This is a genomic window from Alteromonas sp. ABV4_150 (assembly GCF_056311745.1).
In genome coordinates this window covers 1,085,131-1,096,974 of sequence record NZ_CM149971.1, presented here as the reverse complement: position 1 = coordinate 1,096,974, position 11,844 = coordinate 1,085,131, and the positions used below count along the sequence as shown (strand labels likewise).

9 protein-coding genes are annotated in these 11,844 nt (G+C 45.2%); 5 read left to right on the top strand and 4 right to left on the bottom strand.

Annotation, left to right across the window (positions count from 1 at the left end; genetic code table 11):
* Positions 1-223: 223 nt before the first annotated feature.
* Complete coding sequence (locus ACYX4M_RS04745; protein ID WP_476082102.1) at positions 224-1,630, top strand: aldehyde dehydrogenase family protein; 1,407 nt, start codon at positions 224-226, stop codon at positions 1,628-1,630.
* An 11-nt stretch (positions 1,631-1,641) separates the two neighbouring features.
* Complete coding sequence (locus ACYX4M_RS04740) at positions 1,642-2,058, top strand: VOC family protein (protein WP_476082101.1); 417 nt, start codon at positions 1,642-1,644, stop codon at positions 2,056-2,058.
* A gap of 126 nt (positions 2,059-2,184) precedes the next feature.
* On the opposite strand, the gene ACYX4M_RS04735 is transcribed toward ACYX4M_RS04740, so the two are convergent.
* Entirely contained in the window at positions 2,185-2,892 is a 708-nt protein-coding gene (locus ACYX4M_RS04735; protein WP_476082100.1) for a PepSY domain-containing protein, read from the bottom strand.
* Positions 2,893-2,981: 89 nt separating this feature from the next.
* Here ACYX4M_RS04735 and ACYX4M_RS04730 point away from each other — a divergent pair, with 89 nt between their 5' ends.
* On the top strand, positions 2,982-3,452 hold the full coding sequence (locus ACYX4M_RS04730; RefSeq protein WP_476082099.1) for a LabA-like NYN domain-containing protein: 471 nt from the start codon (positions 2,982-2,984) through the stop codon (positions 3,450-3,452).
* Positions 3,453-3,580: 128 nt separating this feature from the next.
* Here the strand turns inward: ACYX4M_RS04730 and ggt are convergent, their stop codons facing one another.
* Together ggt and ACYX4M_RS04720 are read right to left on the bottom strand one after the other, a co-directional pair.
* Complete coding sequence (ggt, locus tag ACYX4M_RS04725) at positions 3,581-5,299, bottom strand: gamma-glutamyltransferase (RefSeq protein ID WP_476082098.1); 1,719 nt, start codon at positions 5,297-5,299, stop codon at positions 3,581-3,583.
* Positions 5,300-5,375: 76 nt separating this feature from the next.
* Positions 5,376-6,752 (bottom strand): Na+/H+ antiporter NhaC family protein, encoded by a 1,377-nt coding sequence (locus tag ACYX4M_RS04720; RefSeq protein ID WP_476082097.1) that lies wholly within the window; start codon positions 6,750-6,752, stop codon positions 5,376-5,378.
* 220 nt (positions 6,753-6,972) lie between these two features.
* Here ACYX4M_RS04720 and ACYX4M_RS04715 point away from each other — a divergent pair, with 220 nt between their 5' ends.
* Both ACYX4M_RS04715 and ACYX4M_RS04710 read left to right on the top strand, forming a co-directional pair.
* Positions 6,973-8,946 carry a glycoside hydrolase family 3 N-terminal domain-containing protein gene (locus tag ACYX4M_RS04715; RefSeq protein ID WP_476082096.1) on the top strand — a complete coding sequence of 658 codons (1,974 nt, stop codon included), beginning with the start codon at positions 6,973-6,975 and terminating at the stop codon, positions 8,944-8,946.
* 118 nt (positions 8,947-9,064) lie between these two features.
* Positions 9,065-10,135, top strand: a complete 1,071-nt coding sequence (locus tag ACYX4M_RS04710) for a mechanosensitive ion channel family protein (RefSeq protein WP_476082095.1) — start codon at positions 9,065-9,067, stop codon at positions 10,133-10,135.
* Positions 10,136-10,294: 159 nt separating this feature from the next.
* On the opposite strand, the gene ACYX4M_RS04705 is transcribed toward ACYX4M_RS04710, so the two are convergent.
* Positions 10,295-11,842, bottom strand: coding sequence for an exo-beta-N-acetylmuramidase NamZ family protein (locus ACYX4M_RS04705; protein ID WP_476082094.1), 1,548 nt, complete (start codon positions 11,840-11,842; stop codon positions 10,295-10,297).
* Positions 11,843-11,844: the final 2 nt, after the last annotated feature.

Sequence of the window (11,844 nt, the reverse complement as noted above, 5' to 3'; positions counted from 1 at the left end):
TGCTTCAACGTTAACTGTTTATACTTCTTAAGTGTAACGTCAGCCACTTGCACCTAAAATACGAGCTCATTAAACATTAATTAACAATTTAGTTGCGTTGTCTTCGAACATCCCTATTAATATAAGATAGTATCAGTTAATTATTGCGCTGCTTTGCCCGACAACAATCTTAAGATGAGCCATCGAATTGTTGCACTGGGTGTTATGCTATCGGAGCCTTCTTATGCCAAATAGACCTTCTCTTCACGCAGTGGAAACTGGCGTGTGTTTCGTTGACGTTGTTCACAAGCTTAACGACAGTTTCGATACAGGGAAAACCCAGTCCTTGGAGTGGCGTAAAAGCCAGTTAAAGGCATTAGAAACTTTACTGAAAGACAACCAGCACGACATTTTGCAGGCCCTTAAAAATGACCTGGGCAAATGTAAGACCGAAGCCATGGTAGCGGAACAAGGGTTTCTGCTTTCTGATATCAAGCATACGCTTAAGCATTTGGATAAATGGGCAAAGCCACGCAAAGTATCAACGCCCATGGTGGCATGGCCAGGTAAGAGCTTTCGCAAGCCTGAGCCCCTTGGCACTGTACTTATTATCGGAGCGTGGAATTATCCGCTTCAGTTATTGCTTGCCCCTTACATCGCCGCTATTGCAGCGGGCAACTGTGCGGTATTGAAACCCTCTGAATTGGCTGAAGAAACCTCGTCGCTGGTGGCTAAGCTTATACCCCAATATATGGATAATTCATGCGTTGCCGTAATAGAAGGCGGTAAAGATGAAGCGACGGCGCTACTTGCCTGCAAATGGGACCATATTTTTTACACCGGTGGTGAAGTGGTGGGCAAAATTGTCATGAGCGCCGCGGCCAAACATTTAACTCCAGTAACCCTTGAGCTTGGCGGTAAGAGTCCTTGCTTTGTTGATAAAAACACAAACCTTGCTGTCACCGCGCGCCGTTTAGTGTGGGGTAAATGGATGAATGCGGGCCAAACTTGTATTGCGCCTGACTATGTCATTGTTGAAAAGGGCTTTGAGCAAAAGCTTATTGATGCGGTTAAAAAAGAGCTGAAAAAGCAATACGGCAAAGCACCTTTATCGTCACGAGATTACGGCAATATCGTTAATCATCGTCACTTAAAGCGTCTTGAAAGTTACCTTGAAAACGTCAATGTGGTGTATGGCGGCGAGCTAGATGAATCTCGTCCAGCCATGGCGCCTACCCTTGTACTGCAGCCATCGCTAGATAGCCCATTAATGAAAGAAGAGATCTTCGGCCCTATTCTACCTATTATCACTGTCGACAACATGGAGGCGGGCATTAAGTTTGTGAACAGCAGGCCTAAGCCACTCGCACTTTATGCATTTAGTGATAAGGACGATGTGCTTGATAATATTATCAGCAAAACCAGTTCAGGAAGTGTGTGTACTAACGACACTATGCTGTTTATGACTAACCCTGAGTTACCGTTTGGTGGCGTAGGAAATAGCGGCATGGGTAGCTATCATGGTCAAGCAGGTTTTGATACATTCAGCCATATTAAAACAGTAATGAAACGTTCATTCGCCCTCGACGTGTTCTTTCGTTATGCGCCGTTTTCTAAGTTTAAGCTGTCGTTGCTTAAGAAGTTTTTATAACAGGAGTTTCCATGGTTCAACCTTTTCATCTTGCCATTCCGGTCACTAATTTAACCGACGCAGAAGCGTTCTACGGTGAGTTGTTGGGTTGTGAAAAGGGCCGCAGTGACACCCAGTGGATAGATTGGAACTTCTTTGGCCATCAGTTAGTAACGCACTGCGTAGAGGCCATGCCGTCGCCGCCTGCTTATAACGGGGTAGACGATCATGCCGTGCCGGTGCCGCACTTCGGCGTTGTGCTAACCATGGACGATTGGCAAGCTCTGGCAAGTAAATTAGAGGCTGCCAATACCGAGTTTGTTATCGCACCTTATATTCGCTTTAAAGGAAAGCCCGGCGAACAAGCCACTATGTTTTTTAAAGACCCCTTCGGCAACGCGCTAGAGTTCAAAGCGTTCGCAGATATTTCCCAGCTTTTCGCTACATAATATTAAGGGTCTTTACTCTTTGTTAGCGACCTGTAGCGCAGCTCTCTTTGTGGGCAGCATTGTTAAGCGCTTTAAAAGACTTCCATCTAGACCAAAGTCAGTACGTTAAAGATTACAGGCTCTGGGCTAGCGCTTCTTCTTTTTCGGTTTGAAGCGCTGATATAAAAGCGCAACACCTGTAAGAGTGAATAAAAAGGCGCTGCCCGAAAAAGCAATTAACCACGGCGTGTTAAAGTTACTTCTGTTTTTATAATCCATGATGTGCAACATCCACATAAAATCAAACAGCCGCCATGTGTCGGTACGCACGCGCAGAACACTGCCTGTATTTGGGTCGATATAAAACCGCGAATTAAGGTCGTCATCGAAAATTACCTGCCATAATGGCGCAGACAGGTTCTGCACCTCTTGAGGTAAAACGCTTAATAGCTGAGTCTCACCAATATCGCCAGTACCTGCGTATTGCCCTTTTGCTGCTTTACGAATAGCGCTTTCTTGCATGGTTTGCAAAGCTCCACCTGTTAATGCGCTGTAGCGATAGGCAATGTTGTCATCTACGACATGATAAACAGGAATAGCATCAAGCGTGTTTGGGTCAGCATGGCCTACTTCATTTATGCGATGGGTGAGTGATAGCACCGCAGTGCTGCTGTGGCGGCGCAAAATGTCGGAAGGGGTAACCGTAACTTTGTGCCACGACGTTGTGACGGCGTGTTTTAAGTGGTTGCCTCTTACTTCATCTATGGGTAACCAAGCCATAACCAAGCCGCTTATAAACCATAGGCCTATTTGAGCAAACAGAATTAAGCCCAGGTAGTTGTGCGCCTTGCGCATAAATTTCATCATCAGGTTTTTTGGTTTTATTATCAAAAGGCTATAACATCAGAAAACAATAACCGAGTAAACCGAAGAAGAGGGTGGTTTTGAATAAAGCATTAGTGCTGGTAGACGTACAAAACGTGTATTACACCTGCCGTCAGGCGTACAAACGTAACTTTAATTACAACCAGTTTTGGCGTGAACTTACCTACAACTTGGATATAGCCCATGCTTTCGCATACGCCATAGACAGGGGGGACAGCAAGCAGCGTGAATTTCAAAACATTCTTCGTGCTATTGGATTTGAAGTAAAGTTAAAGCCTTTCATTCAACGTGCTGACGGCTCGGCGAAAGGTGACTGGGATGTAGGTATAACAGTAGATGCACTTGAACACGCCGACAATGTTGATGAGATCATTTTGGTGTCGGGCGATGGCGATTTCGATATTCTTGTGAACGCCCTTAAAGCAAAAGTGAAAACCGTAACGGTGTACGGTGTTCCTGCATTAACGGCTGAAAGTATTCAAAAAGTAGCGTCTAAGTATGTGCCTATCGACACCACGCTGTTGCTGTAGTTTTCAGCTTGTACCTTGTTCAAGGCTCAACTATTAACGCTGAGCCTCTATAGCACCACTAATGGTGCTCAGCTAATGTGGCTCTACTTTTGAGGCTCAGCTAAGAGCCCTGTGCTAATAAGGTTGTACTAATATGGCTGAATTAGGCTTTTACCCCGGCCGCTTTTTTCAGATGCGGCTTCTACACCCTCTTTAGTACGCTTAATTAAATGCACATCACCAAAGCGACGGTTATCTATGGTATAGCCCATTGCTTTAAGCTCATTTACCATTGCCTCTGTAAACCCGTCGTGCATACGAATGGTGTCTTTGGGCAAAAGCTGGTGATGAAAACGTGGCGAGTTCACGGCTTCTTCAGCGCTCATATCGTAAAGCAGGGCATTCAATAGCGACTGAGTTACTGACGAAATAATGGTAGTGCCGCCAGGAGAGCCTGTTACTAGTACCACTTGGTCGTCTTTAGTGACCAGCGTTGGCGTCATAGAAGACAGCATGCGCTTGTAAGGTTCAATAGCATTTGCTTCACCACCCACTGCGCCGAAGAAGTTAGGCACGCCAGGCTTAGCACTAAAATCGTCCATTTCATCATTCAACAAAAAGCCAGCACCAGTTACAACAACACCGCTACCAAAAGTGAGGTTGATGGTCGTTGTATTAGCAACCGCGTTACCCCATCTGTCCATAATGGAGAAGTGTGTTGTATCTTCGCTTTCTTTTAAACCAGGCTTAACGCTTGGGGTATCAGAAATACTGGTAGGCTGAATATCTGCTGCGCGTTGAGTAATATAGTTAGCGTCAGTGAGCGCTTCTACCGGAACACTAACAAAATCAGGATCGCCCATGTATTCAGCGCGATCGGCAAACACGCGCTTACCAATTTCTGACATAACGTGAATGTATTCAGTACTGTTTTGCGCTGGCAAATCGTGCGTTGCGTCATAGGCTTCTAGCATGCCAATCCACTGGGCAACGGCAACACCACCAGAGCTTGGAGGAGGTGCGGTCACCAGCTCATAACCTTGCCAGTTTAGGTGAAGAGGTTTGCGCCACACGGCTTTGTAAGCCAGTAAGTCTTCAAAGGTAATAAGGCCGCCGTTTTGCTGCATAAAATCAACAATATGCTTTGCTACATCGCCTTTATAAAAGCCATCCTTTCCCTTTTGCTGAATAGCTTTAAGCGTTTTCGCTAGCTCTGGCTGTTTGAAGGTAGTGCCTGCTTTAGCGTGTGCAAAATACTCGCTAAAGTTGCTATTGATAGCTGCTTCTTTGGTACGCTCAATATAGTGATCAATGTTATTAGCCAGCTTCTCGTGAACCACAAAACCTTGCTCGGCCAAATCAACGGCTGGTGCGAGTAGACGCTCCCAATCCACTGTGCCGTATTTTTTGTGCGCGGCCCACATACCAGCAACGGTACCAGGAATGCCAGACGCTTTAGCCCCAAACAAAGACTCATACGGTTTTACGTTACCTTGCTCGTCAAGATACATATCGCGATGGGCATTTTCAGGTGCCATTTCACGGTAATCTAAAAAGTCGGTGTTATCTTCAAACTTTATTGTCATAAAGCCGCCACCACCTACGTTGCCTGCCTCAGGTAGAGTAACAGCCAATACAAACTGTGCCGTAATAGCAGCATCAATTGCGTTTCCACCTTCTTGGAGTACCTGCATTGCAGCATCGGCACTGTAGCTGTCAGGCATGGCAACGGCCTGTTGGCTAAGCCCAACTGTATTGTTGCTAGCGTTATCAAGAGGGGGATTTGGCGCATGGGAACACGCTGCCACTACTGAAATAAATGCCACTATTACCGAGATAAACCCGACGTTAGCTATCCGCTTTTTCATTACAAACTCCTTGTTACAGACATTGCTAAACCTTTGTGATTAGCAACTGACTTCCAGCAAACTTTAATCAACGGCATTAACCAAGCATGATCAAGCTTGCTACAAAATAGGCAATAAGGGTAAGTGCGCCCGCAAATAGTGCGTAGGGAAACTGAGTTTTAACGTGCGTTAATACGTCAGTACCTGCTGCTAGCGAAGATACGGCAGTAGTGTCGGAAATAGGTGAACAGTGATCACCAAATATGCCGCCCCCCAAAATAGCGCCAATGACCAGTGAAGGGGGTAACCCTAAACTTTGAATCAGCGGCACACCAATAGGAATTAGGATGGCGAATGTGCCCCATGACGTGCCTGTGGTAAACGACATGATCGCTCCGGCAATAAATAGCATGGGAACAATAAGCACTAAAGGAAGATACTCCCCCACTATGCCCGCGACAAACACGCCTGTTCCAAGCACCTTAAGGCTATTGCCTAAGGTTAACGACAGTAACACTATGGTTACTAGAGGAAGTAGTTCACCCATCCCTTTAAAACCAATTTCTACCGCTTCCTTATGGGTAAAACGTTTGTGTACGAGCAGCAACCCGTATGCAATAGCAGTGGCTAAAGCCGTAGCGTAAAGTACAGATTTGCTCCCGCTGCCTTCAGACAATACGCCATTACCTGTCCAGAACATGAAGCCAACCATGCTTAATACCATTATTATCAGCGGTACTAACATGAAACGTGCCTTGGTGGCAGGTTCCGTAGTTTGGTTAACCTCTACTTGCGTGAGTGCTTTTTCTTCTTCAGCCATCGGGCCATGCACTTTGTCAGCGGAAATAGTGTAGGCCACAATAAGTAAGGTGAAGATAGCGTAAAAGTTAAAAAATACGCTGCCCCATAAAATTGAGGCTGACGAAGCTGGTAGCTCGTATGCATCGAGCAGGCTGAGTATAAATGCGCCCCAGCCGTTCAATAAAATCAAAATACAAATGGGCGCACTGGTGGAATCTATAATATAAGCTAAGCGCGCGCGGCTCATGCCGAAACGGTCAAACAACCCTCGGGCGAATATGCCGGCAGTGAGCACACTTAAGTTTGATTCTATGAATACAGCGATGCCAGTGAACATGGTCAAGCCGCCAACTTGTTTGCGACTCTTCGCTACCCCTTTGTTTACTAGAAAGTTGACCGTTGCCGTTACGCCGCCAGAGTCACGTATAAATGCGAGCAACGCGCCCACTAGTACAGAGAAAATAAGCACCCGTGTATTGCCAGGACTCGCGGCGGTATCAACCACGCGCTCTATGGCATTAATCGGGGCCATGTAGCTGGTTGCGATATCAGCATTTACCAGAATTAAGGCTTCGGCAGACAGAACGGCTAGCGCCAATGCTAAAATGACTTCTTTTTTCCAAAAAACGACGGCAATAGCCACAAGAGGGGGGATGACTGACATCCAATCCATACTTCTTTCCAAACTTAAATTTATGTGTGCTTAGGACCTGCTGCTTTAGATCTTTTTCTTAAGTTCAGCGTGCCCTACAGGTATGTCTTTTCACGTAGCAAATTATATAAACTAACGCGTAAGAGAAGGTGTGAATACAGTTCAAAGTTGGCGAACATGCTTCTCTCATTTATGCTAGCGTACCGTATTGTGCTTCGTGTTACCAAGGATTAGATAAACATTGTTATTCCAGCAAGTTATTTGTAAAAAGCGTGCTTCATTGATGGGCCTTAGCTCTATTTTGTCAGGCATACTCATTTTATTAAGTGCTTCACTATTTACTGCTAGCGCAACCCCTCAATCTGGAAGTGCTAACGCTTCGAATAATCCTAAGCCCAGCGCTGATGGCGAAACAATTCGCGCTGTAAAAAACATGCTAGGGCAAAAAATCATTTTGGATTTTCGCTATTTCTGTGAAGACAATACGCCGTCTTCGCGCTGCCGTACACCCATGACCGTAATTCCACCGTCACTTTTAAATGTGCTTAGTACGCACAACATCGGCGGTGTTATTTTGTTTTCAGAGAACATTCAAAATACCGAGCAGTTAATTACGCTCAATTACACCATGCAGCAGCATATGGTAAAAGCAGGTCGTCAGCCATTGTTTATTGCTGTCGATCAAGAAGGGGGCAGAGTAGCAAGGTTGCCTTCAGACATGCTCTCGCCGTTTGCGGGTAACATGGCCATTGGCGCCACTTTTCATCAGAGAGGCAGCGCATTTGCGCAAAGTGTGGCATCGCATATTGGCCAAACGCTTTTACCGCTGGGAATAAACACCAATTTTGCGCCGTCGGTTGATGTAAATAGCGAGCCGAAGAACCCTGTTATTAATGTACGCAGTTTTTCGGAAAATCCAGAGCAGGTAGCCGCACTCGGGCAGACATTTGTCAGTGCTATGCAAAGTACAGGTGTAATGAGTGCTATCAAACATTTTCCAGGCCATGGTGACACCCATGTAGATAGCCACAGTGGCCTGCCGCAAGTAACACATAGCAAAGCGCAAGCAATGGCGGGTGACATCCTTCCTTTTGCGAATATCATTAATAGTGCAACGCCTCCTGCAATGGTAATGAGTGCACACATTCAGTACCCGTCTTTAGACCATACGACAATTATTGATAAGCATGGTAAGTCGCAAATAGTTCCTGCTACGTTGTCGAAGAAGATCTTAAGCAATTTGCTTCGCAACCAATTAGGGTATCAAGGGCTTATCGTTACCGACGCGCTAGATATGGCAGGTATTACTCAGTTTTTCTCTCATGAAGATGCATTAGTTAGTGCATTCAGCGCAGGCGCTGATATTGCGCTTATGCCGTTCACCATAAGAACCCAAGACGATGTAAAAAAGTTCGCGTTACTTTTGGATAATGCAGCAAATCGAATGCTGGAAAGCGCTTTCTTGAAAACGTCTCATAATCGTATTATCAAGGCAAAACAGCGCTTTGCTTTGCAAAGTTTTATTTCCAAGCCCATGTCATGGTGGCTCAATGAAGCGAAAGAAAATGCTTCAATGAATAACCCTAACAGTTTGAAAAACCGAGGAATTCAAATTGAGAAAGCGCTTTCCAAATCGTCGGTATCTGTACTCTTCGGGAAGGATGAGTTGCCAATAACTTCAAATCGATGGTTGGCGCTTATGCCAGACGCAGCAAGATGTTTAGCATTTGAAGCCGCGCTTATACGCGCACGTCCCAACTTCAACAATAAGACTCTGGAGTTTGCGTGTTTGCCGTTAACTGCGTTACCTAAAGCCCAATTAGCAATAAATCTACTAAAACAAGCTGACGTGCTAGTGGTTGGTAATATCAGCCCGCTACATGCTAACTATGAATTAGGAGGAGTCGATTTACCTGAGCATGTGAAACGACGCGCAAGCGAGACTGAGGTGATGGCATTTAGCAAAAAAATAATGGTTGCTGCGAAAGCTCAGAATAAAACCGTGGTCTTTGCTCCACTGCGCATGCCATATAAAGCGCATGACGTGAAAGAGCTAGCCGATGTTGCTATTGCTACATTTAATTATGCAGTGAACACTTCACAGCAAACTGACAATGAAAATCAGCACGTTACTAGCTATAGCCTTAATGCTTTGGTTGAGGTATTACTTGGTAGCGCGCTCGCTGAGGGACGTTCACCTGTTTCGTTGAAATAGGTGGCCACGCGAAAGCAGAGACCAAAACCAAAGATATCGCCCATTTAAGTGCGAACAAAGAGCCAAGCCAAAAGCCATTTCAAAAGCCATTTCAAAAGCGATTTTAAAAGGAGTTACCGTGAATACAACAAATACATCAGGCGCTACGCAAACTTCATTAGTCGATACGGTATTGAGTGCGTTATTCCCATTTGTGCCACTTCTCATCGCTGTCGCTTTGGTTCTGAGTACGCTCATTACACTGCATTACTTTCTGTTAGCTAAGCAGAGCCACCTTACCAGTGATCAGAAGTTACCTCGCCAAGTAGGAATGTTGGTACTTACTATCATTGGTGCGGTTGTCATTGCAATGGCACTTCCTGTAAGTGAGAGTACTAGAAATCAGGTTATTGCACTTATCGGCGTACTTATATCAGGTGTGATTGCCTTTTCTTCTACCACCATGGTAGGGAATTTGATGGCGGGGATCGTACTTCGTGTAAATCGTCCGTTTAAAGTGGGTGACTTTATCAAGGTAGAAGGCTACAGCGGTCGCGTTACCGAAATGGGCTTGCTCGATGTAGAAATTCAGACTGAGAGCAGAGAGCTTATTGCCTTTGCCAATACGCTGATGGTGAATTCGCCCGTTTCTGTGACCAGAGCGTCTGGCGCAATTGTTAGTGTAGATATCAGCTTAGGTTACGATATACATCACAGCATTATTGAAAAGCACTTACTTGTTGCAGCTGAAAATGCCCAGCTGTCAGAGCCATTTGTACAAGTAGTTGGGTTAGGCGACTTTTCAGTAAGTTATCGCATTTCAGGTCTACTAACTGAAGTGAAGAGTTTGCTGAGCGCGCGCTCAAGGCTTCACAAAGCCGTACTCGACGCTTTGCATAATGCCGATATTGAAATTGTTTCTCCTAGCTTTATGAATCAACGCCCCCAGCCCGACGGTTTGAAAATGATAGCTAAATCGCCTGGACACACTAAACAAGAAGAAGCATCCCCTGAAGACGTTATTTTTGACAAAGCTGAAGAGGCCGAGCAAAAAGAAAAAAGTAAAGAAACGCTAATGCAGACGATCGCCGATATTGATGCAAAAATCGCTGAGAGTGACGGTGAAAGCAGAGATGAGCTTAAACATCAAAAAGCCACCGCTGAAGCTCAGCTCGCAGCTTTGGTAAAAACAAAAAATGAAGAAGGTTAGTTTTTACTAACTTTTTTAGCTTCCAATAAACCTGTTTTTATGTGGGTGTGAGTGTTTACTTACATGTTGTATGCTAAGTTTGGCATCGCTAACGCCTCTTCCACATTTACCTTGATAAGAAACCTCAAATCCTCAAGGCTAAAGACGTTTGTCTGTACATCAATCCGTGTCTTCGTAAAGCAGGTATGCTTTTCGTTTTTCTCTAAATTTGCTTAACTCTTTCTGCCAACTCTGGCGAATTTCTGCAGGCGTTTTACTGGCTTGAATTTGATGTCGTAGCGCATCGGTACCCGCTAATTTGTCGAAGAAATCTGGGCGAGTAAAGAGGGTTTCTTCAGAGGCTTCATTGGCGCTGATCATCTTGTTATATTCAGAAAAACGAGAATAGGCATCTATCAATGTAGCGATATCTAAGCCACTAATTGGTGAGCGCTTGTGAGTTGTTTGCTTAGAGTCAGAGCCTTCAAAGATCGTTGGATCAGCATAAGAAAAGACATGTGCACTTAGCAGAGTATTTTCATGTTTAGGGTGAGGCGCTGCACTATTTGCATTTACCGGTATCTTGGTTTTACCAAATTCAACAAACGGGTGGCCAATAAGTTGGAAGGGAAAGTCAGTGCCGCGACCTATACTCACGTCGGTGCCCTCAAAAAAGCACAGCGTTGGGTAAAGGCGTATTGATAAATCGTTTGGCAGATTAGGGCTAGGGGCTACGGGCAATGAATAATGTGCAGTGCGTTGATAATCCTGCACTGGGACAACGGTAAGCTTAGCGTTGTCATAACTGCTCACGTCAATATCTAACCACTGTTCCCCCACAATCATTTGAGCAAGTTCGCCCAAGGTCATACCGTGTAAGACGGGAATAGGATGCATGCCAATGAACGACGAAAATTCAGATTGAAGTACTGGGCCGTCAACATAGCGGCCGTTAGGGTTTGGCCTATCTAACACGATAACGTCGATATTACGCGCAAAGGCCGCCTCCAACACATAGTGCATGGTGCTTAAATAGGTATAAAAGCGTACGCCTACATCCTGAATATCGAAAACAATCACATCGATGCCATCCAACATGTCGGGGGTAGGCTTTTTGGTTGCGCCGTAAAGGGAGTGAATAGGTATACCGGTTTTAGCATCAATATTGCTATCTACCTTTTCGCCAGCGCCTTTGTCTCCTCTAAATCCGTGCTCCGGCGACATAATACTTACAACATTAATACTGCGTTGAAGTAGGGCATCAAGCAGATGCTGATTGCGCTGGCTTGTCTTTATCTTATTTTTTTGTGTAGCCATGCTGTTGCTTGATTCGCGCTCTTCAGGCTCAACTTTGCTAGAAGGCAATGCGCTGTGGCTCGAAACCAACGCGCTTTGGTTTACCACTAAACTAACCCGTTTACCTGCTAGCAAGTGCAGGTATTTCGAATAGCGTTCAGCGCCTACAGTAAACTGCTTAGTGCTTGATACGGGCTGCTTATCCCCTCTTGATACGGACTGTTTAGTCCCTGGCGCAGGCTGCTTTTCTATAAATGTAGGATGCTTCGCGTTGCCACCTGTATCACTTGTATATACATGTGTAGATAAGCTTTGCTGTGCACAGCCGTTAAGCGATAAGCCAATTAGTGCTGGAGATAGTACTGCAATGAATGCGCTCGACGTTAGGCGTCTAAATACCTTGCTCAATGTGACCGAAGTTAAAACCTTCATAG

What these genes read in the sequence shown, in the direction of transcription:
- ACYX4M_RS04745 (WP_476082102.1), top strand. Translation starts at nt 224, where the DNA reads ATGCCAAATAGACCTTCTCTTCACGCAGTGGAAACTGGCGTGTGTTTC.
- ACYX4M_RS04720 (WP_476082097.1), bottom strand. Translation starts at nt 6,752, where the DNA reads ATGGATTGGATGTCAGTCATCCCCCCTCTTGTGGCTATTGCCGTCGTT.
- ggt (WP_476082098.1), bottom strand. Translation starts at nt 5,299, where the DNA reads ATGAAAAAGCGGATAGCTAACGTCGGGTTTATCTCGGTAATAGTGGCA.
- ACYX4M_RS04740 (WP_476082101.1), top strand. Translation starts at nt 1,642, where the DNA reads ATGGTTCAACCTTTTCATCTTGCCATTCCGGTCACTAATTTAACCGAC.
- ACYX4M_RS04705 (WP_476082094.1), bottom strand. Translation starts at nt 11,842, where the DNA reads ATGAAGGTTTTAACTTCGGTCACATTGAGCAAGGTATTTAGACGCCTA.
- ACYX4M_RS04735 (WP_476082100.1), bottom strand. Translation starts at nt 2,892, where the DNA reads ATGCGCAAGGCGCACAACTACCTGGGCTTAATTCTGTTTGCTCAAATA.